Below are 21,946 nucleotides of genomic sequence, written 5' to 3'. Positions count from 1 at the left end.
CTTACTCCTAATATCAATATATACAAATAGATAAAAAAGTTTGAAAAGTCTAACTTAATTTATTATATATTGTATACAAAATTATGAAAAAAACTTAACATATTTAATTTAAAAAAAAATCTACTTAAATATGTAATTAATTTACAATTTTCAAAGGAATTTTATCCAATCTGTAGTATTATATTAGAAGATAGAGTATTTGCGCGACTATGTGTGTTTATATTTTTGTTGTGTAAATTATATGTAAATATAAAAAAATAGACTTGTTATAAACAAGTACAATTGTAGCTATCAAGGAGGATACATATTATGGCTAAGTTTATGAAAACACTTGATGGGAATACAGCTGCAGCTCACGTTGCCTATGCATTTACAGATGTAGCAGCTATATACCCAATCACACCATCTTCAACTATGGCTGAAGTAGTTGATGAGTGGGCATCACAAGGAAGAAAAAATGTATTTGGACAAAAAGTTAATGTTGTTGAAATGCAATCAGAAGCAGGAGCAGCAGGAGCATTCCATGGTTCTTTACAAGGTGGAGCTTTAACTTCTACTTTTACAGCATCTCAAGGTTTATTATTAATGATACCTAACATGTATAAAGTTGCAGGGGAGTTATTACCAGGAGTATTCCATGTAAGTGCTCGTGCTTTAGCATCTCAAGCTTTATCAATATTTGGGGATCATCAAGACGTTATGGCTGCTAGACAAACTGGATGTGTATTATTAGCTTCTGGTTCAGTTCAAGAAGTAGCTGATATAGCACCTGTTGCACATTTAGCTGCAATAGAAGGTAAATTACCATTTATACATTTCTTTGATGGATTCAGAACTTCACATGAAATCCAAAAAGTGGAATTATTAGAAAATGAAGATTATGCAAGTTTATTAAACTTTGAAGCAGTTCAAGCATTTAGAGATAATGCTTTATCTCCAAATCATCCAGTTACTCGTGGTACTGCTCAAAACCCAGATATATATTTCCAAACTAGAGAAGCTTCTAACAAATACTATCAAAATATAGTAGGTATAGTTGAAAAATACATGGAAAAAATGAGTGATTTAACAGGTAGAAAACATAGTTTATTTGATTACTATGGAGCAGAAGATGCTAAATCTATATTAATTGCTATGGGTTCTGTAACAGAAACAATAGAAGAAACTATAGATTACTTAAATGCTAAGGGAGAAAAATATGGTTTAGTTAAAGTTCATTTATACAGACCATTCTCAATGAAACATTTCTTAGATGCTGTGCCATCTACTGTTGAAAGAATATGTGTGCTTGATAGAACTAAAGAACCAGGTTCAACTGGTGAACCATTATACTTAGATGTACGTGATGTATTCTATGGAAAAGAAAATGCTCCTATGATAATAGGTGGAAGATACGGATTAGGTTCAAAAGATACTACTCCTTCAGATATAAAAACTGTTTTTGATAACTTAGTTTCAGAACAACCTAAGAATGGATTTACAGTAGGTATAGTTGATGATGTAACTAATACTTCTTTAACTCCATCTGAATCAATTAAAATAGCTTCTAAAGGAACTATAAGATGTAAGTTCTGGGGATTAGGTTCTGACGGTACTGTTGGAGCTAACAAACAAGCTATAAAAATAATCGGTGACCATACTGAAAAATATGCTCAAGCTTACTTTGATTATGACTCTAAAAAATCTGGTGGTATAACTATGTCTCACTTAAGATTTGGTGATACTCCAATAAGAGCTACTTATTTAATAGATGAAGCTGACTATATTGCCTGTCATAAACAATCATATGTTTATCAATATGATTTATTAAAAGGTCTTAAAAAAGGTGGTACATTTGTACTTAACACTATATGGGATCAAGCAGGAATTGAAGAAAACTTACCAGCTCACATGAAACAATATATAGCTAAAAATGATATAAAATTCTATACAGTTAATGCTGTTAAACTAGGACAAGAAATAGGTCTTGGAAATAGAATAAACATGATAATGCAATCTGCATTCTTTAAATTAGCTGAAATAATACCAGAAGAAGATGCTGTTAAATACTTAAAAGATTCTATAGTTAAAGCTTATGGTAAAAAAGGTGAAAAGATAGTTAACATGAACTATGCTGCTGTTGATGCAGGAATAAATGCTTTAGTTAAAGTTGAAGTTCCAGCTTCTTGGGCAAATGCTGTTGATGCAGATAAAGAAGAAGTTAAAGAACCAGAATTTATAAGAAATATATTAAGACCAATGACTGCACAAGAAGGTAATAACTTACCAGTAAGTACATTCAATGGTATAGAAGATGGAACATTCCCTTGTGGTACTTCAGCTTATGAAAAACGTGGTATAGCTGTTGATGTTCCTGAATGGGTATTGGATAACTGTATCCAATGTAACCAATGTTCTTTTATATGTCCTCATGCATGTATAAGACCAGTTTTAGTTACAGAAGAAGAATTAGCTAATGCTCCAAAAGGATTTGAAGCTAAAAAAGCATTAGGTAAAGGATTAGAAGGATTAAAATATAGAATTCAAGTTAGTCCACTAGATTGTACAGGATGTGGAAACTGTGCTGATATATGTCCAGCTAAAGAAAAAGCTTTAGTTATGAAACCAATAGATACTCAACTTGATACAGAGTTAGATAACTGGGCATTTGCAGTAAATCCTGAAGATGTAGCTCCAAAAGTTGATGTTATGCCTGCAAACACTGTTAAAGGAAGTCAATTTAGACAACCATTAATGGAATTCTCAGGAGCATGTGCTGGATGTGGAGAAACTGCATACATTAAGTTAGTTACACAATTATATGGAGATAGAATGATGATAGCTAATGCTACTGGATGTTCTTCTATATGGGGAGCTTCTGCACCTTCAACTCCTTATACTTGTAACCATGAAGGCAAAGGTCCATCTTGGGCAAACTCTTTATTTGAAGATAATGCTGAATACGGATTTGGTATGTACACAGCTGTTAAACAAATAAGAGGAAAAATAGTAGATGCTATGACAGAATTAGTTTCTATGGATATCTGTGAAGATGCTAAAGCAGTATTTACAGAATGGTTAGATTCTAGAAATGATGGAGAAGCTTCTAAAGTAGCAAGTGCTAAAGTTGTTGAATTATTAGAAAAACCAGCTTGTGATTGCACAGATGAAAAAGCTAAAGAATTAGTAAAAGCTATAAGAGATAGAAAAGATTATCTAGTTAAGAGATCTCAATGGATACTAGGTGGAGATGGTTGGGCATATGACATCGGTTATGGTGGATTAGACCATGTTCTTGCATCTGGTGAAAATGTAAATGTACTTGTATTTGATACAGAAGTATATTCAAATACAGGAGGTCAAGCTTCTAAAGCTACTCCAGCTGCTGCCATGGCTAAATTTGCTGCAGCAGGTAAACAATCTAGAAAGAAAGACCTAGGTATGATGGCTATGACTTACGGAAACGTATATGTAGCTCAAGTTGCTATGGGTGCTGATAAAAACCAATTTATCAAAGCTGTTCTAGAAGCTGAAAAACATGATGGACCATCTTTAATAATAGCTTATGCTCCATGTATAAATCATGGATTAAAAGAAGGTATGGGAAGAACTGTAGCTAACGAAGCACAAGCTGTTGCTTGCGGATACTGGCATTTATACAGATTCAATCCAGAAGTAAAAGCTGAAGGTAAAAACCCATTCACTTTAGATTCTAAGGAACCAACTGCAAGCTTCAGAGATTTCATACTTGCACAAGTAAGATACTCTGCTATAGCTAAACAATTCCCAGAAGAAGCTGATGGATTATTTGCAAAAGCTGAAGCTGATGCTAAAGAAAGATATGAAGGATACAAAAAATTAGCTGAATAATAATTAGAGTATTATAATGCTTATTTAAGATATAATTTGATAATAATTAGGGATACTATTAAAAAATAGTATCCCTTTTTTATTTATATCAAACTGTAAGAATTAAGATTTTGTTTCTGTATATTGTCCATGTTTTTTTAATCGTATTTTAGGAAGAAACATACCTGTTTTGTTGCGATAAACAATATAATTGTTTGAAAATTCATTTATCATGTCTTTTTCTTCTTTCTTTGCTAATCTATAATATACAATTACTAGTATAGGCCACATAATTAAAAGAGGTATTGTTGCCCATTCAAATATCATTCCAAGTGTTATTAGTAAGAATCCTGTATATTGTGGATGTCTTACATAATGATAAATTCCTGTTGTTACTAACTTTCCTTTTCCATCTTTGTACTTCCAATATTTCTTGTATATTGTTCTCCAACCTAAAACTACTAGTAAAGCACCAATAATGTTTAAAATTATACATATATACATTCCAAAATGACCAATGTATTGATTTAGTGTATGTCCCCACAATACACCATCTGGTAGTTGTTTGCCAAAAAACCATGCTACAAAGTACATACTCATTGGTATACCAAACATTTCAAGGGCGTAAGCTATTATAAATGCTAGATAGGCTGTAGTGGGCTTTCTTTGACTTTTTTTATAAAAGGGTAGAAAAAATAGAAAGATTCCATAAATTAATATCCAGATAATTACACCAATCCAATTACCATAGTGCGAAAGTGCTGTTTCGTTCATAAAATTATCCTCCCAAATTTAAATAATTTTTAATGTAAATGTATCTTAGACAACTAAGTAGATTTCAGCTATGTAATTATAAAAAAGATATTGCTATAAATAAAAATTATTTAAAAATATTTTTCGACCAGTGGTCAAGTTTTTTATATTGTATCATATTTTCGACCAGTGGTCAACTTTTTGATACTGTGTTATAATACAAAATAAGGATGGTGAGTATATGGACAAAAAAGAGTTGATTTTAAATGCCATGCAAGAATTATTAAGAGAAGAAAAAGGAGCAACTTGTTCAGTTAGTGATATTGCAAGAAGAGCAGGTATTGGAAAAGGAAGTATATATTATTATTTTAAATCTAAGGATGAAATATTTGATGCAGTAGTTGAACGAACTTATAGCCAGATTATAGACAAATGTAAAGTTATTGTAGAGAAAAGTCAATTGGATTCAATTTCAAAACTGATGCTATTATTTCAAAGTTATATAACATCAACAGTTGAATCTTCAATTGATGAATATCTTCACCAACAATTTAATGCTTCAATCCATCAAAAATCTCTTGCAGAAATACTTACTTCACTTTCTCCCATTATTGCAGAAATATTTCAACAAGGAGTGGAAGAAGGGATATTTAAATGTGAATATACTTTAGAAGTATCAGAGATAATTTTATCTATTTTCACTTTTTTACTTGACCCAGGTATTTTTTCTTGGAATAAAGAGGAGAAAAAACGCAAATTAGAAGCATTAAGTTTGATTTTAGAAAGAAGTCTAATGGCGCCGAAAGGAAGTTTTGATTTTTTTATAAGGGATTTTTAAATTATTTAATTATTAAATAATATTTATAATATAGGAATTTATATTCAGTATGAAAAATATATTAAAGATAAAATACTATGATATAGTATAGATACAAAAGAGTATCCCATTTATGATTTTTAAAAATCATCTTGAGATACTCTTTTTGTATATATGGAAAAAGAGTATTTTATCCTACAAAGATTTGTGTCCAGTAAATTGAACCACCACTTTTTTGTGCTACTCCAACACCTATTTTACTGTAATTTGGATTTAATATATTTTTTCTATGACCTTCAGAATTCATCCAAGCATTTACAACTTCTTTTGGTGTTTTTTGTCCCATTGCTATATTTTCACCAGCTGTTTTATAGCTTATCCCAAACTTTTTCAACATATCAAATGGAGAACCATAAGTTGGAGAATTATGTGCAAAGTAGTTGTTGTCAATCATATCTTGAGATTTCTTCGTAGCTACATTTGATACATCAGCATCAAGAGTAAGTGGATTTAATCCAGCTTTAGATCTCTCTACGTTTACTAAATCAACGACTTCTTTTTGGTAAGCTGAAAAATTTCCAGTTGTAGAGCCTGAATTGTTATTATCTTCAGGCTTATTAGTAGAGCCTGAATTGTTGTTGTCCTCAGGTTTATTATCTTCTGGTTTATTACTATCTTCAGGCTTACTAGAGTCTGAGTTATTATTATCCTCAGGTTTATTAGTAGAGTCTGAATTATTGTTGTCGTTAGGTCTGTTAGTAATATTACAATTCTTGTCATTATGATTCTTATCTTTACAAGAATTATCCTTGTCAGGTTTAAGTTCTGGTTTTACAGAACAATTTGGTTTTGCTGAAAACTTAAATTTAGCATTAGTATATACTAAATTTTTATTACTTATATTCATATTGTTTTCAAGTGACGAAGCACTTGCAGTAACAGCACTGGAAGCTGTTGCTAAGGTTAACACTCCTAAAGCTAGTATAGTTTTTAATTTTGTTGGTATATTTTTTCTCATTATAAACACCTCTCAATCTAAAAATTCTAAAAATGTTACTAAATTGTAACCTTTAGTGTAGGGGGTACCCGTGCATTTATACTAACATAGAATCAAGTGTTTTTTTACTGTAAAGATATGTAAATAAAATATACCTGGAATAAATAGGTATATTTTATGATGTTTGATAATTTTCATCATTAATCTGCATAGTATGGCATAGCTGCTTTAGAAGAAATAGTGTTTTTACAATAATTCTATGATGTAAAATTCTGCTTGCGGTAAATTTTTTTTATAGTTAGTGATATTTATTTAATATATACTTTGAAAATAAGTAAAAAAAGTATCTTTAATTAAGTTCTTGAAAATAAAAAAGCCATCTATCATAAATAGATGACTTTTTATATAATAAATAGTAATTTAATTTGGTTTAATACATTAGTAATCCTAATGTAATTACAATGATTTCTGCTATTAATGAACCAACTGCAACCACAACAAAAGTCTCTTTAAAACCAGTTTTATGTGTTAATTTAGATAAACTCAAGAAGGTAAGAAAAACACCACTTTGAGGTACGATTGTTAATATGTTTGAAGCAATTGTAGCAACACGATGGATTAACTCTGGGTTCATGCCAGTACTTAGATAATAATCTGCAAAGTTTGGCATTACTATTCCCAAAGCACCCGAAGAGGAGCCTGTTATTGCTGACATTGTTGAAGTTAAAACAGTAAGGCTTATAAGTGGACTTCCTGGTATTGACATGATAAGTTTACTGAATATATCAAAGCCTGGTGCAGCCATTATTACAGCTCCAAATGCAACAGCAGAAGATGTTGCAAAAATAGGTCCTATAGAACCACTAGCACCAATACTCAATGTTTGTATTTTTGATGATAAAAATTTACGGAATAGAAAAGCAGATAAAATAATTGCAACTATTAAGGCTATGTAAATTACATTTTTTTTCATAAATTCTGAACCAAAAGTACTTCCAGATATTGCTATGACTACAAGTGATAATAGAGGAAAGATACTTGAAAAAAATCCTGGTAATTCTCTATCTAAAGACTCTTCTTCTATATCTGAAGTGTAAGTTGCATAAGTTTCTCCTTTTCTAAGACTTTTGTTTAAAGTATATTTCATGTATACCAGACCAAATACAGCACAACCTATACTTCCTGCAATACTTGGTATAGCTGCTGCTGTAAGAGATGTGTTTAGGTACTGAATAGGAATAACATTTTGAATAGCTGGTGTACCAGGAATCATAGTCATAGTAATTGTTGCAATTCCAAGCCAAAGAGGTATCTGAATAAGATTCCAAGAAATATCAAGTTTTTTAAATAGAGTTCTTGCAAGTGGAATAACTGCAAACATAACTACAAATAAACTTATTCCACCATATGTTAGTATAAAACTCACTATAAATATAGCAACTAAAACTCTGTAAGGGTGGTTAGAGCCAAATTTATTTAAAATAAAATCAGCTATAGATACAGTAGCTCCACTTTCTTCCATAAACTTGGCAAGTATAGAACCTAGCAAAAATATTGCAAAATAGCTCATTATATAGTTTCCAAGTGCTCCCATATAATTATTTTTGTCAGCACCTAGCATTGATGTCACAACATCCATTTTATTTAAGAGAACAACTATTAAAGTTGCTATTGGAGCAGCTATAGTTATATGAATTTCTTTAACTGAAAAATATATAATAGCTATAATACCAATAATTATACCAATTGGTGCGATAATACTCATAAATATCCCTCCTTAGTAGAAGGACCTGAAGAATAAATTCCTCAAGTCCTAAATATGTAATAACTACTGTGCAGTATATCCTCCATCTAGTAGGCAAGCTTGTCCTGTAATTCCTTTGGCCTTATCACTAGCTAAAAACATTGCATAATCAGCAATTTCTTGAACATCTAGTAGACGTTTTTGAGGTACAAGTGGATATAGAACTTCTTCTAATACACTTTCTAATGGTACATTACGAGTTTTTGATAGGTCATTAAATTGACCTCTAACAAGTGGAGTATCTACATATCCTGGGCATATAGCATTAACTGTTATACCTGAGTCAGCAGCTTCAAGTGCAGCAACTTTTGTTAGTCCTATAAGTCCATGCTTAGCTGAATTGTAAGCAGCTTTACCAGCAAATCCAATTACACCATTGATTGAAGCCATGTTTATTATACGACCAAATCCTTGTTTTTTCATTATAGGGAATACTTTTTTAGTAGCTATAAAAGGTGCTGTTAACATTATTTTTATCATAAATTCAAATTTATCAGTTGGGAAATCTTCTATCATAGCAACATGTTGAAGACCAGCATTATTTATTAGTATGTCTAATCTTCCGTATTTTTCTAGAGTATTATCTATCGCATGGTTAATTTCTTCTTCTTTAGTTACATCACACTTTACATTTGCACAATCATAACCTTCTTTTTGTAATTCTGATGTAACATTATCTAGTGCTTCTTGATTTATATCAGAGAAGACTACCTTAGAGCCATTCTTCAAGAATGATTCAGCTATTTGTTTGCCTATTCCACTTGCAGCTCCTGTTACGAATACAACTTTGTCTTTAACCATTTTTATTTCCTCCAATTTAATTTTATTTTTATATTAATTTTTTGTATTAATATTTTGCATCTTTTAAATTTATTTTCTGATGTAATTTTGATTTATTTTAAATAATTGATGTCTCTTTATTTAATGAATCTGATAATATTAAAGGTGCTTCAGTAGCAGAAAGAACTTCGTCTAATGTGAAGATAGGATTTATTTCTATAAGTAGAAGCCCATCTGTTGTTACTTCTATAACTCCCATCTCAGTCACAATTAAATCTACAGCATTAGTTGCAGTAAGTGGGAGAGTACAGTTATTTAATATTTTTGCTGAACCTTTTGAAGTGTGTTCCATTGCTACAATGACTTTTTTTGCTCCAGTCACTAAATCCATAGCTCCACCCATACCTGGAACCATTTTACCTGGAATCATATAATTTGCTATGTTACCATATTTGTCAACTTGGAGTGCTCCAAGAACAGTTACATCTACATGACCTCCTCTGATGATTCCAAAAGAAGTGGCACTATCGAAAAAACAACCTCCAGGAAGAATAGTAACTGGCTGGCCACCAGCATTTACAATAGTTTCATCACTTAAATTTCCATTTTCAGCTGGGCCTAGACCTAGAAATCCATTTTCAGATTGCAAAATAACGTTTACCTCATCTGGAATATAATTTGCTACTTTGGTTGGTAAGCCTATACCAAGATTTACAACAGCTCCATCCTTTAATTCTTTAGAGACCCTGTTTGCAATGTATTCTTGCATTTCTAATTTATCCATTATAAATTACCTCCTTCAACGATGTAATTCACAAAAATACCTGGTGTAGTAATTTCATTGGGGTCGATATTGCCTATTTCAACAATTTCACCTGCTTCAACTATTGTAATATTAGCAGCTGAAGCCATTAAATTATTAAAGTTATTCATAGAACCTTTGTAAACTAAGTTACCTGCTTTATCTACCTTTGAAGCAAATAAAAGAGCGATATCAGCATGAATTGGTTTTTCAAGAAGATATTCTTTACCATCGACAACAATCTTTTGCTTTCCTTCTTCAACAAGAGTACCAATACCAGTTGGTGTTAGTATTCCACCTAAGCCATAACCAGCTGCACGAATTTGTTCAGCAAGAGTTCCTTGAGGAACTAATTCGACACATGTTTCATTATCATTCATCTGTCTTCCTGTTTCCTTGTTTAATCCTATGTGAGATGCAATTATCTTTTTAAACTGTTTATTAACAACCATCTTTCCAACACCTTTGTCAATAAAACCAGTATCATTACAAACTAATGTTAAATCTTTTATACCTTTATCACATAAATAATCAATTAAATTTTCTGGAGAACCATTGGCCATGAATCCACCAATCATTACTGTATCTCCATCTTTGATATAAGATAGAGCCTCATCAATGCTAACTATTTTATTCATATTTCCTCCTATCGTGAAACTATCATTGCTATTCCTTGACCACCACCAATACAAAGTGTTGCAAGGCCAGTTTCTACTTTACGTTTTTGCATTTCATAAATTAGGGTTACAAGTACTCTAGCGCCACTTGCTCCTATTGGATGTCCTAGTGCTATTGCACCACCATTTACATTTAACTTAGACGAATCTATTTGAAGTTCATTTTTAACTGCAAGTGCTTGTGCTGCAAATGCTTCATTTGCTTCTACTAAGTCTATATCGTTAATATTAAGACCTGCTTTTTCTAGTGCTTTTTTAGTTGCAGGAATAGGGCCAGTTCCCATGATTTCAGGTTCTACGCCAGATGATGCATATGATTTTATTGTAGCAAGTGGCTTAAGCCCAAGTTCATCTGCTTTTTGTTGACTCATTAGTATCAACATTGCTGCGCCATCATTGATTCCTGATGCATTTCCAGCTGTTACAGTACCTTCTTTTTTAAATGCAGGTTTAAGTTTGGCTAGTATTTCAGATGTCATGCCTAATTTAGGATATTCATCTGTATCAATAGTTTTAATTTCTTTACGATTTATTGTAACTTCTACTGGAACCATTTCATCTTTGAAACGATTGTTTTTTATAGCTTCTTCAGCTTTATTTTGGCTTTCTAGTGCTATTTTATCTTGCATCTCTCTTGTAATTCCAAATTTGTCAGCAACATTTTCGGCAGTGATTCCCATATGGTATTGATTGAAAGCATCTATAAGACCATCTGTTAGCATACTATCTACCATAGTAACATTGCCCATTTTACTACCAAAGCGAGCAGTAGGAATAATGTAAGGTGATTGACTCATATTTTCAGTACCACCTGCAATTACTACATCATTTTCACCAGCTATGATTGATTGAGCTGCTAGTTGAATACTTTTAAGTCCTGAACCACATAATTTATTTACTGTGTAACTTGGTACAGAACTTGGTATATCTGAGTTTATGGCAATTTGTCTAGCAACATTTTGTCCAAGCCCTGCTTGTAGAACATTTCCAATTATCACTTCATCTATTTCAGATAAATCAAGTTTTATACGTGATATAGCTTCCTTAACAGCCACAACTCCAAGTTGAACAGCAGAAGTATTTTTAAATACACCACCAAAGTTTCCTATAGGTGTTCTTACTGCTGATACAATTACTACATCTTTCATGTTTAATAGTTCCTCCTTGAATGATTATTTAAAATTTTCTGAATAAAAAAATTGAAGAACACTATAATAAATTACTTATAATACAAGCTTGTTTTTAAGTATTTTAATTATTTTTATTCCTAATGCTTTAGGTTTTCCTCTTTCTAACTATAGATTACGGCGAAAAATGAGTTTTGTCTAAGTCTAATTTTTTATACAACATATAAGGAAAATTTATAGGATAAAAATTTAGAATACATATAGAGGAATATTTTGTTAAAATATTAATGAAATTATTTTGATTTTCTTATAAAATGTTCTTATAAGCAAAAATATTAATATCAACTATACTTGTAAGAAAGGTGGTTTGAAATGGATATAAAACAGTTAAAATATTTTGTTGAAATAGTGAAATCTGGTTTTAATTTATCAATTGCATCAAAAACTCTTCACATATCTCAACCAGCCTTAAGTCAAATTATAAAAACTTTTGAAGAAAATGAAAATGTATATTTATTTGAGAGATATAAAGGCAGGTTAAATGGATTAACTCCAGCAGGAGAACGATTTTATGTAAATGCAGAAAATATTATAAATGAATATAAAAATATGATGGAGGATTTAAGAGAAGACTCTGTTCAGTTTAAAGGGAAGGTTAGAATAGGGATACCACCACTTATACTTGGAATAGCTTTTTCTGATGTAGTTGCACAATTAGTTGCAAACAATCCAGATATAGAATTCGATATAGTAGAGAAGGGGGCATATGATTTAAGTAGAATGCTTATTTTACAGGAATTAGATTATGCAGTTCTTTTACATCCACATAAAATTGATAGGAGTGTAGTAACAGAACATGTACTTCAAGAAGATGAACTTACTGCATTTTTAAATACAAATCATCATCTTGCAAAGAAAAATAAAATAGATTGGAAGGATTTAAATGAAGAATTGCTTGCAATATTTAATCCTACATTTATGATACATCATAAATTAATGCAAAAATTTACTGATGAAAAAGTTAAACTTAAGAGGTATATTATGTCTGGTTCTTGGGATTTCTTGTTGTTATCAACTACAAATTCTGATTTTATAACTATTTTACCATCACCAGTACATGATTTTTTTGAAAATAGTCAAATTATAGAAAAACCATTTAATGACCCTATTACATGGAAGGTTGTATTATGTAGACCTAAAAAAGAACGTTACAGTCATGTAGATGAGCATGTATTTAAATTTATTATAGATTTCTTTAGTAAAAAGAATCTATAAATTGTTATTTAAATAACAAATAAAAATATTAATGAAGATAATAGGCATGAATCATTAATAGTAATTAGATTTTACAATCGTTATTTAAATTGGTTAACTAGAAAAATTCATAATGATGATAAATTTGAAGCAAAAGTAGGATACTATAGATTAATGGCAATACAAAGTGAAAGAGATAGTATTCAACAATTAGTTGAAAGTAAACAAATATCAAGAGAAGTAGCTAAAGAATTATTGGAAAATATTCTTTATGATGAAATGATGATGATAGAATGAAAATTATAAACTGTATAATGTTTAAATTTTATTGGTACTAAAAAAATAGGAAATAGTTTTCAATAATTTACTTGACATATATAATCATTTATAATAGAATAAAGCTATAAATTGAATACAATATTTATGAGCGTTAACAAACTGGATTGTTACTGGGAAGCAGGCAATACCTAAGTTAAGATATACAGGTGAATTGTATCTTAATTTAGGTGTTTTTTTATGAATAAGGGAAATTGTATTTTGGGAGAGATATTGATTATGATTATTCAACAAATTTACAATAATAATGTTGTATTAGTTTTAGATGAAAACCAAAAAAAAGAATTAATACTAACAGGATGTGGAATAGGATTTCAAAAAAAGAAGGGTCAAGAAGTAGATAAAAGTAAAATTGAAAGAACCTTTGTAACACAAGATGAAAGTTTTATAGATAAAATTGGAAAATTAGCAAGCCAGGTTGATGAAAAGTTTTTTGAGGTGAGCACAGAGGTAATTGCTCATGCAGAAGGCATTTTAAATACTGAGCTTTATGAGTACATATATGTAGCACTTACTGACCATATTGCATTTGCAATTAAAAGATATCATGAAAATATAACTATAAAAAATGATTTACTACATGAAATAAAAAGAATTCACAAAAAAGAATACGAAATTGGAGAATGGGCTGTAGATTATATAAATAAAGAATTTAATGTAGAGTTTCCTTTAGATGAGGCAGGCTTTATAGCTATGCACATAGTAAATTCAAACTATAAAGGCAGTTCAAAGGAATCCCTGTTAATTACTAAAATTGTAAAAGACATACTCAATATTATAAGATATTATTATAGAGTTGAGTTTAAAGAAGATGATATAAATTATGATAGACTTCTTACACACTTAAAGTTTTTTGCAAATAGATTAGTAAAAAGAGAGGAACTCAATGATACTAATAATGATATTGTAGATATAATCAAGATAAAGTATGAAAAAGATTATAATTGTGCATATAAAATAAAGACACATGTAGAGAAAAATTATGATTACTATGTAAGTCAAGATGAACTATTATATTTAACACTACATATTAAAAGAGTTATATCTGTGTTGAATTCATAATAATATTACTAAATAAATATAAATTAAATATCGGTATTTAAGATACTATGTAAAATTTAATAGAAATATAATAATTTTAAAACATTAAGGTTGTTACTGATAATGCAGGCAAGACTTAGGTTTGTAAAAAAATTATAACAGTTTATTTTTAATTCTAAAATTAGGTTGATATAGGTTTATTTATATTAACATGAGATTTATTTTTAGGGTTAAAACTACCAGTGTAATTTTTTATAAACTTAAGTCTTTTTTATTTAAAAAATATAAAATAATAAGGAGAGAGAAGTAAATGAAAAAAATATTTGGTGTTTTACAAAAAGTAGGAAAATCTTTAATGTTACCAGTTGCATTACTTCCAGCAGCAGGTATATTGCTTGGTGTAAGTAATGCTTTAGCAGGAGATGCGTTACTTGCTCATTTTCCAGCACTAGCAAATCCTACATTTCAACTTATAATAAGTATAATGGAAAGTTCGGGGCAAATTATATTCAATAACCTGCCTCTTATATTTGCAGTTGGTGTAGCTGTGGGTCTAACTGAAGGCGAAGGTGTAGCAGCATTGGCAGCTATAGTAGGTTTTTTAATCCTTAATACGTCTATGGGTGTTATGGCAGGTGTCACAGAAGATATGATAGATAATTCTATGTATGCAAGTATTGTTGGAATACCAACAATTCAAACAGGTGTATTTGGAGGTATCATAATAGGTATAGTAGCTGCTTATCTTTATAAAAAGTTTTATAAAATTGAACTACCTCAATACTTAGGCTTTTTTGCAGGTAAAAGATTTGTGCCTATTGTTACATCATTAGCAGCAATAGTAATAGGAATCATATTATCATTTATTTGGCCACCAATACAAGAAGGGTTACTTAGTTTTTCAAAAAATGTTATAGAAGCAAATCAAACATTAGCAGCATTTATGGAAGGGTCTCTAGAAAGATTATTAATACCTTTTGGTTTACATCATGTTTTCCATAATCCATTTTGGTATCAATTTGGAGAATATGTAAACAAAGCGGGAGAACTTGTAATGGGTGACCAAAAGATATTTTTTGCTCAACTTAAAGATGGGGTAAATTTCACAGCAGGTACTTTTATGACAGGTGCATTTCCATTTATGATGTTTGGTCTTCCAGCAGCAGCACTTGCTATGGTACATGAAGCAAAGCCAGAAAAGAGAAAGTTTGTAGCAGGAATAATGGCATCAGCTGCACTTACATCTTTTTTAACAGGAATAACTGAACCAATAGAGTTTGCATTTTTATTTGTTGCACCAGCATTATTTGTAGTACATTGTTTATTTTCAGGTTTATCATATGCAGTAATGCAACTATTAGGAGTTAAAATCGGATTCACATTTTCAGGCGGATTAATAGACTTCTTACTATTTGGTGTACTTCCTAATAGAACTCAATGGTATCTAGCTATTTTAGTAGGTATTGGATTTGCAGTATTATATTATAGTGTATTTAGATTTATGATAAGAAAGTTTAACCTAAAGACACCAGGAAGAGAAGATGAATCAGAGTCTAGTGTGGAGACTAGTGAAATGTCAAAAGATGAGTTGGCATCAGAAATACTAATAGCTTTAGGAAATAAAGAAAATTTAAAAAGTTTAGATGCTTGTATAACAAGACTTAGATTAGTTGTAAATGATATAGATAAAGTGGATAAAGAAAAGTTGAAATCACTTGGAGCAGCAGGCGTAATGGTTATTGGAAACAATGTTCAAGCTATATTTGGTCCAAAATCAGATGCAATAAAATCTAATATAAAAGATATAATAGAGGGAAAAGTAAAGGTTGAAAAGACTGATATTAAAAATATAGATAAAAAGAAAATGGAAAAAAATAATAACATAGAAAACACTAATATAGGCGATACTTTGGTGGAAGAAGAAATTTATTCATTGACAAATGGAGAAATCTTAGATATAGAAGAAGTTCCAGACTCTGTATTTTCAAGTAAATTAATGGGAGATGGATTTGCAATTAAATCTGATGATGGATTAATTTATTCACCAGTAGATGGAACTATTGGAGTTGTATTTCCAACTAAACATGCAATAATAATCAAATCTAAAAAAACTGGAGTAGAAATACTTATACATTTAGGTATAGAGACTGTAAACTTAGAGGGAAATGGGTTTGAAGTATTTGTAAATGTAGGAGATGAAGTGAAGTCAGGGGATAAACTGGTTAAGATGGATTTAGAATATATTGAAAAAAATGGTTTATCAACAATGAGCCCAGTAGTGTTTACGAATTTAGAGCAAAATCAGAAGTTAAATATTAAAAAGGGAAAAGTTATAGCAAAAGAAAGTAATCGTGTAAGTATATTAAAAGGTAGTATTGAAAAAATTGGATAGACATATTAACTGAATAGATATATTAATGTGTATAATTAAAAGACTATGAAGTTGAGTAATTATATAAGCATGATTTAAAGTTATATATTTTAGTTTAATTAATAAAAATATATGATTTATATTTCAATAAATTAGAGGTATTAGTAAAATAGATATACTAATGCCTCTAATTTTTTTGAAATAACATTTATAATAATTATTTATTCATCTAACAAAGTACTATCTAAAGGGCTTTTATTGTTTGTATAGTTTTTAGGAGATACGCCATAATACTTTTTAAATGCCCTTACGAAGCTAGAATAATCATTAAATCCACATTTATTACAAACTTCACTCATAAGATGACCATTGATTATTAGTGACTTAGCTAAAATCAATCTTTTTTGAATTATATAATTGTGTATAGATGTTCCAGTATGAGATTTAAATCTTCTCATAAGATAATATTTGCTTATAAAAAATTCAGATGCAATGCTGTCTATAGAAAGTTTATTCTCTATATTTAAGTTTATATAGTTTAATATTTTTTTTATAGTTTCATCGTAAAATACACCTTCTATAGATTCTATGTTCTCTTTTTTTAAGAAAATTCTATTTAAAAATATCATAAGCTGTATGAACAAGGTATTTCTTAGTATTTCATTTCCAAATTCATTACTAGATTCAGAAATATTTATTTGCTCAATAAAAAGTTTGAGTGATTCAATGTCATGCATATTTAAACGTAGTAGATTACATTTATTTTCTGTGGCTATCTTAAAACATTTTTCTAAATCACTAGTATTATCACTGTTTTTTTTCATAAATTCTGGGCTAACCCATATTGCGATTCTTTCATAAAATACATTTGAATCAATAACTGGCTTGTGAATTTCATTATTGCTAATAAAAAGTATGTCCCAAGGTTTTAGTTTATATGGAATTCCTTCAACAAAATAAGTGACATTTCCATCTATAAATATAATTATCTTATTAAAATCGTGATTATGGTATTCAAATTCTATGTCTTTTTTATCTCTGATACTAAATATTTTAAAATTATCATTTAAGTATCCAATTTTATTGTCTGTAGTTTTCATAAAAGACCTCTCTTAGATTATATTATAGAGAATTATAGAGCATTTTTTGCAATATTTCAAGCATTTTTAACCATTCACATAGTAAAAAATTCTTAATATAATATTACATGAAGTGTAATTTTAGCAAAAAGAGTTTAAAGGGAGGAAAGCATTTATGAAATTAAATGATATTATACAGGGGTTGGATATAATCAGTGTCAAAGGTGAATTAAATATAGATATTAATAATGTACAATATGATTCAAGAAAGGTTACAGAAGGTACATTATTTGTATGTATAAAAGGATTTGTGTCAGATGGTCATAAGTATATAAAAGATGCTATAAACAAAGGAGCAAAAGCTTTTATTATTGAAGAAGAAGTAGACATAAAAGGATATACGTTTATAAAAGTAAAAAATACAAGAGAAGATATGGCAAAGATAGCTGACAATTTTTATAATCATCCATCACAAAAATTTAATGTTATAGGAGTTACAGGTACTAATGGAAAAACTAGTATAACTACTATACTAAACGAAATATTAACTTTGAATAAAAATAAAGTTGGTCTTATTGGTACTATAAAAATATTTGATGGTGAAAAAGACATTATTTCTAATTCAACAACTCCAGAAAGTATAGATTTACAATATCATTTTAATAATATGTTAAATAATGGATGTGATTACTGTGCTATGGAAGTTTCATCACACTCATTAGCATTAAATAGAGTTGATGAAACCGACTTTAAACTGGGAATATTCACAAACTTAACACCAGACCATTTAGACTTTCACAAAGATTTAGAAGATTATAGAAAAGCTAAAGAAAAATTATTTTTTAAGACTACTATGGCAAATATAATAAATATAGATGATGAGGGTGGTAAAAAGATATACGAAAATATAAAAGGTATAGATGTTCCTTGTTACACATATGGAGTTGAAAATAATGCTGATTTTATGGCTAGAGATATAAAATCAGATTCAGATGGTGTATCTTATAGATTAATAACTCCTTCTTATGAAGAAGTTATATTTATACCAGTTCCAGGAATGTTTACAGTATATAATACCTTAGCTGTTATAGCTGCTTGTTATATACTTGGCATACCTAAACCAGTATATAAAGAAGGTCTTAGACTTTCTAGTGGAGTATCAGGAAGGTTTGAAACAGTACCAAACGATAAAGGTATAAGTGTAATTGTTGATTATGCTCATACTCCTGATGCACTTGAAAATGTATTAAAAACAACTCAACAATTTGCAGAAGGAAAAATAATTTCTGTATTTGGATGTGGTGGAGATAGAGATACTGAAAAGAGACCTTTAATGGGTGCTATTGGACAAAAATATTCTGACATATGTATTGTAACTTCTGATAATCCAAGAACTGAAGAACCAGAAGCAATAATAAAGGATATACTTGAAGGAATAGATAAGGAAAAAGAAAATTATCATGTTGTTGCTGATAGAAAGCAAGCTATAGAAGAAGCTATAAGTATGGCAAAAAAAGATGATGTTGTAATTATAACAGGTAAAGGGCATGAAAATTACCAAATAATAGGTAAAGTTAAGCATCATTTTGATGATAAAGAGGTTGCCAATGAATGTTTAAGTAAAATGTAAGGTAAAAATTTAATAAAATATATATTTTAAGAATATAATATCAAAATTATTTTGATATTATATTCTTTTTATGTTAGTGGACATTAATACAAATTATGTTAGTAATCCTTAATATAAATAATATAATTTATTAAAATTGTATTACTTATATTAATTAATTTTTTATTGTAATAAAGTTGATAATTTTGTATAATTACAGTAAATATGGAAAAATAAGTATTATCGTAAATTTGTTAGAATAATTAATATAAAATAATAATTATATACATATAGATTCCGGAAAGGCAGGAAGCATGATGTTGGGTGATGCAAAAAATAATAGGCAGGGTTTATCCATAATTGCTATCATAAGTATCTTAGTAGTTACAATTTCCTGTTTGATTTATGGTTCGAAGTTGAATAAGACACTGGGTGAGGAAACGAATCAATATCTTTCAGAAATAGCAAATCAAAGTGTCAATGTGTTAAAAAAACAAATTAATGGCGATATAAAATTGTTACAATCAATTTCAATATGTATTGAAGGAGAAGAATCTTTTGAATTGGACAATATTCTTTCAATACTTAAAAGAGAATCTGTAAATAGTTCCTTTAAAAGAATGGGCGTTATTCTACCAGATGGTATGGCATATACTACAGATGGTTATGTAGAAGATTTTTCTAAGAGAGATTATTTTTCCAAGTCAATGCAAGGAGAAGTAGTCATAACAGGTAAGTTAAAAGATGTAATAAAAGACTATAAAGACATTAATGTGTACTCTGTACCAATTTATAAGGGGAACAAGATTATTGGTGTTATATTTGCTACACATAGTACAAAGTTATATGAAAAGATACTCTCTGTACCAACGTTTAATGGAAAAGGATATTCTTATATAGCTAATAGTAGTGGTGATATTGTTTTAAATCCAAGTAGTAAAAACGCAAATTCTAATATGGAAAATTTATTTTCATATATAAATAAAAGTAATGCCTTATCAAAATCTACTCTTAATAATATGAAGTTAAATATAAAAAATTCTAAATCAGGTTCATTAAGTTATAATATGTCTGGAAAAGGATATTATTTAAGTTATGCTCCAATAGGAATTAATGATTGGTATCTTTTTTCTGAAGTTCCTAGAACTGCTGTATCTGAAAAATCATATGCTATTATAAAACTTACACTATCAGCATGTATAGTTTTAATTGTGATATTTACATCATTAATAATTTATATCTTGATTATGCAAAAAAAGAGCAAGGAAAGATTAGAAGAATTTGCATTTAAAGATAGCATTACAGGAATTGGAAATTCAAATAAATTTAATCTGGAAGGTGGTAAATTTTTATCCACTCATGAGAAAAAGAATCTAGTTTTGATTTATTTTGATATAGATAAATTTAAGTTAGTAAATGATAGATTTGGATATGAAGAGGGAGATAGAGTATTAAGAAAAATTGCAGAGATGATTGAAAATATGTTTAAAGAACAGTCTGTATTTTCAAGAATTTCAAATGATAATTTTGCTGTAATATTTGAAAAAAAGAAGGATAAAGAATCAGTTATAGAGATATGTGAAATTATGCGTAAAAAATTATCTATGATAAAAACTAGCTTAGGGGTTGAACTTAATCTGATACCATCTATAGGAGTATATTTTATTGAAGATGGAGAAACAAATATATCTACTTGTCTTGATAAAGCTATGATTGCAAAGACTACAGTAAAAAGAAAATACTTAAAAGTGTATGAAATTTATGCTGAGAATTTAAAGGAAACTCTTATAGAAGAACGTGATATTGAGCAAGAGATGCATGATGCTTTAAAAAATGAACAATTTAAGGTATACTTTCAACCTAAAATTGAATTATCAACAGGTAAAATAGTAGGTTCTGAAGCTCTTGTACGTTGGCAACATCCAAAAAAGGGATTAATAAGTCCAGGTGTGTTTATTCCTATTTTTGAAAAGAATGGTTTTATAACAGAATTAGATATGTTTGTATTTATTCAAGTTTGTAAAAACTTTAAACGTTGGGAAAATGAAGGTTTACCTAGATTTCCTATATCAGTAAATTTATCAAGAGTACATCTTGAAAATCCTGACTTTATAGAGAAGTTTGAAAACATTGCAAAAGAATATGATATTGAACCAAATTTAATTGAAATTGAACTAACAGAGAGTGCAATATTTGATAATACAAAAATGTTATTTAAAATAATGCAAAATCTAAAGTCTGTAGGATTTAAAATATCTATGGATGATTTTGGTTCAGGTTATTCTTCTTTAAATATGCTTAAAGATATGCCAATTGATGTCTTGAAATTAGACAGACAATTTTTTATAACAGTAGAAGAAACAAAAAAGAGTCAAATTGTGGTTTCAAGTATTGTTCAGATGGCAAAGCAACTTGATATAAAAGTTGTTTCAGAGGGAGTTGAAACCTTAGAGCAAGCAGAGTTTTTAAGATTTATAGGATGTGATATGGCTCAAGGATTTTTATTTGCAAAGCCAATGCCAATAGAAGAATACGAAAAGTTGATATTAAATAGGAATGATATTGAAGGTATAAGTACAGATTAAAAAGCTTAGTACAAAATAAAATAAAGATTTGTAAGGAAAGTGAACTTTGTGTAGTCAAAGTTCACTTTCCTTATGTAAGAACACCT

At 29.3% G+C, this 21,946-nt stretch carries 16 protein-coding genes; 8 read left to right on the top strand and 8 right to left on the bottom strand.

Features of this window, described 5'->3' with window-relative positions; all coding sequences use genetic code 11:
* Nucleotides 1-309 precede the first annotated feature (309 nt).
* Nucleotides 310-3,849, top strand: a complete 3,540-nt coding sequence (nifJ, locus tag KGF48_RS12270) for a pyruvate:ferredoxin (flavodoxin) oxidoreductase (RefSeq protein ID WP_227841399.1) — start codon at nt 310-312, stop codon at nt 3,847-3,849.
* Between the two features lie 102 nt (nt 3,850-3,951).
* Here the strand turns inward: nifJ and KGF48_RS12265 are convergent, their stop codons facing one another.
* Nucleotides 3,952-4,602 carry a methyltransferase family protein gene (locus tag KGF48_RS12265; RefSeq protein ID WP_227841400.1) on the bottom strand — a complete coding sequence of 217 codons (651 nt, stop codon included), beginning with the start codon at nt 4,600-4,602 and terminating at the stop codon, nt 3,952-3,954.
* A gap of 220 nt (nt 4,603-4,822) precedes the next feature.
* Here KGF48_RS12265 and KGF48_RS12260 point away from each other — a divergent pair, with 220 nt between their 5' ends.
* On the top strand, nt 4,823-5,419 hold the full coding sequence (locus KGF48_RS12260) for a TetR/AcrR family transcriptional regulator (protein ID WP_227841401.1): 597 nt from the start codon (nt 4,823-4,825) through the stop codon (nt 5,417-5,419).
* 169 nt (nt 5,420-5,588) lie between these two features.
* On the opposite strand, the gene KGF48_RS12255 is transcribed toward KGF48_RS12260, so the two are convergent.
* From KGF48_RS12255 to KGF48_RS12230, 6 genes are all read right to left on the bottom strand, one after another.
* Nucleotides 5,589-6,416 (bottom strand): CAP domain-containing protein, encoded by an 828-nt coding sequence (locus KGF48_RS12255; protein WP_227841373.1) that lies wholly within the window; start codon nt 6,414-6,416, stop codon nt 5,589-5,591.
* Nucleotides 6,417-6,825: 409 nt separating this feature from the next.
* On the bottom strand, nt 6,826-8,160 hold the full coding sequence (locus KGF48_RS12250; RefSeq protein WP_227841372.1) for a GntP family permease: 1,335 nt from the start codon (nt 8,158-8,160) through the stop codon (nt 6,826-6,828).
* Between the two features lie 63 nt (nt 8,161-8,223).
* A complete protein-coding gene (locus tag KGF48_RS12245) occupies nt 8,224-9,000 on the bottom strand; it encodes a 3-hydroxybutyrate dehydrogenase (protein ID WP_227829197.1) in 777 nt (258 codons plus the stop codon).
* A 97-nt stretch (nt 9,001-9,097) separates the two neighbouring features.
* A complete protein-coding gene (locus tag KGF48_RS12240; RefSeq protein ID WP_227829196.1) occupies nt 9,098-9,763 on the bottom strand; it encodes a 3-oxoacid CoA-transferase subunit B in 666 nt (221 codons plus the stop codon).
* Nucleotides 9,763-10,419: a CoA transferase subunit A gene (locus KGF48_RS12235; RefSeq protein WP_227841371.1), complete on the bottom strand. Its 657-nt coding sequence runs from the start codon at nt 10,417-10,419 to the stop codon at nt 9,763-9,765. The genes KGF48_RS12240 and KGF48_RS12235 overlap by 1 nt, the downstream gene beginning before the upstream one ends.
* A gap of 8 nt (nt 10,420-10,427) precedes the next feature.
* Nucleotides 10,428-11,606 carry an acetyl-CoA C-acetyltransferase gene (locus KGF48_RS12230; protein WP_227841370.1) on the bottom strand — a complete coding sequence of 393 codons (1,179 nt, stop codon included), beginning with the start codon at nt 11,604-11,606 and terminating at the stop codon, nt 10,428-10,430.
* 351 nt (nt 11,607-11,957) lie between these two features.
* Between KGF48_RS12230 and KGF48_RS12225 the strand changes: the two genes are divergently transcribed.
* The 4 genes from KGF48_RS12225 to ptsG all read left to right on the top strand — a co-directional run bounded on the left by KGF48_RS12225 (nt 11,958) and on the right by ptsG (nt 16,608).
* On the top strand, nt 11,958-12,860 hold the full coding sequence (locus KGF48_RS12225) for a LysR family transcriptional regulator (RefSeq protein ID WP_227829193.1): 903 nt from the start codon (nt 11,958-11,960) through the stop codon (nt 12,858-12,860).
* Nucleotides 12,861-13,013: 153 nt separating this feature from the next.
* Nucleotides 13,014-13,136, top strand: coding sequence for a hypothetical protein (locus KGF48_RS20350; RefSeq protein WP_255642515.1), 123 nt, complete (start codon nt 13,014-13,016; stop codon nt 13,134-13,136).
* Between the two features lie 258 nt (nt 13,137-13,394).
* The gene (licT, locus tag KGF48_RS12220) at nt 13,395-14,237 is read left to right on the top strand and encodes a BglG family transcription antiterminator LicT (protein ID WP_227841428.1); all 843 of its coding nucleotides are present in this window, start codon (nt 13,395-13,397) and stop codon (nt 14,235-14,237) included.
* Nucleotides 14,238-14,526: 289 nt separating this feature from the next.
* Nucleotides 14,527-16,608, top strand: a complete 2,082-nt coding sequence (gene ptsG, locus KGF48_RS12215) for a glucose-specific PTS transporter subunit IIBC (RefSeq protein WP_227868080.1) — start codon at nt 14,527-14,529, stop codon at nt 16,606-16,608.
* A 200-nt stretch (nt 16,609-16,808) separates the two neighbouring features.
* Here ptsG and KGF48_RS12210 read toward each other — a convergent pair whose 3' ends face one another.
* Nucleotides 16,809-17,687 (bottom strand): AraC family transcriptional regulator, encoded by an 879-nt coding sequence (locus tag KGF48_RS12210; protein WP_227839478.1) that lies wholly within the window; start codon nt 17,685-17,687, stop codon nt 16,809-16,811.
* Nucleotides 17,688-17,841: 154 nt separating this feature from the next.
* Between KGF48_RS12210 and KGF48_RS12205 the strand changes: the two genes are divergently transcribed.
* Both KGF48_RS12205 and KGF48_RS12200 read left to right on the top strand, forming a co-directional pair.
* Complete coding sequence (locus KGF48_RS12205; RefSeq protein ID WP_227839477.1) at nt 17,842-19,296, top strand: UDP-N-acetylmuramoyl-L-alanyl-D-glutamate--2,6-diaminopimelate ligase; 1,455 nt, start codon at nt 17,842-17,844, stop codon at nt 19,294-19,296.
* Between the two features lie 296 nt (nt 19,297-19,592).
* Nucleotides 19,593-21,860, top strand: a complete 2,268-nt coding sequence (locus KGF48_RS12200) for an EAL domain-containing protein (protein WP_227868079.1) — start codon at nt 19,593-19,595, stop codon at nt 21,858-21,860.
* Nucleotides 21,861-21,946: the final 86 nt, after the last annotated feature.

The organism is Clostridioides sp. ZZV15-6388, assembly GCF_020657755.1.
Lineage (GTDB): Bacteria > Bacillota > Clostridia > Peptostreptococcales > Peptostreptococcaceae > Clostridioides.
This window is presented reverse-complemented; position numbering and strand designations above follow the sequence as displayed.

Bases quoted from the DNA above. Each gene is read 5' to 3' on its own strand.
- KGF48_RS12210 (WP_227839478.1), bottom strand. From the start codon at position 17,687: ATGAAAACTACAGACAATAAAATTGGATACTTAAATGATAATTTTAAA.
- ptsG (WP_227868080.1), top strand. From the start codon at position 14,527: ATGAAAAAAATATTTGGTGTTTTACAAAAAGTAGGAAAATCTTTAATG.
- KGF48_RS12205 (WP_227839477.1), top strand. From the start codon at position 17,842: ATGAAATTAAATGATATTATACAGGGGTTGGATATAATCAGTGTCAAA.
- KGF48_RS12240 (WP_227829196.1), bottom strand. From the start codon at position 9,763: ATGGATAAATTAGAAATGCAAGAATACATTGCAAACAGGGTCTCTAAA.
- licT (WP_227841428.1), top strand. From the start codon at position 13,395: ATGATTATTCAACAAATTTACAATAATAATGTTGTATTAGTTTTAGAT.
- KGF48_RS12200 (WP_227868079.1), top strand. From the start codon at position 19,593: ATGTTGGGTGATGCAAAAAATAATAGGCAGGGTTTATCCATAATTGCT.
- KGF48_RS12230 (WP_227841370.1), bottom strand. From the start codon at position 11,606: ATGAAAGATGTAGTAATTGTATCAGCAGTAAGAACACCTATAGGAAAC.
- KGF48_RS12255 (WP_227841373.1), bottom strand. From the start codon at position 6,416: ATGAGAAAAAATATACCAACAAAATTAAAAACTATACTAGCTTTAGGA.
- KGF48_RS12260 (WP_227841401.1), top strand. From the start codon at position 4,823: ATGGACAAAAAAGAGTTGATTTTAAATGCCATGCAAGAATTATTAAGA.
- KGF48_RS12225 (WP_227829193.1), top strand. From the start codon at position 11,958: ATGGATATAAAACAGTTAAAATATTTTGTTGAAATAGTGAAATCTGGT.
- KGF48_RS12250 (WP_227841372.1), bottom strand. From the start codon at position 8,160: ATGAGTATTATCGCACCAATTGGTATAATTATTGGTATTATAGCTATT.
- KGF48_RS12265 (WP_227841400.1), bottom strand. From the start codon at position 4,602: ATGAACGAAACAGCACTTTCGCACTATGGTAATTGGATTGGTGTAATT.
- nifJ (WP_227841399.1), top strand. From the start codon at position 310: ATGGCTAAGTTTATGAAAACACTTGATGGGAATACAGCTGCAGCTCAC.
- KGF48_RS12235 (WP_227841371.1), bottom strand. From the start codon at position 10,419: ATGAATAAAATAGTTAGCATTGATGAGGCTCTATCTTATATCAAAGAT.
- KGF48_RS20350 (WP_255642515.1), top strand. From the start codon at position 13,014: ATGGCAATACAAAGTGAAAGAGATAGTATTCAACAATTAGTTGAAAGT.
- KGF48_RS12245 (WP_227829197.1), bottom strand. From the start codon at position 9,000: ATGGTTAAAGACAAAGTTGTATTCGTAACAGGAGCTGCAAGTGGAATA.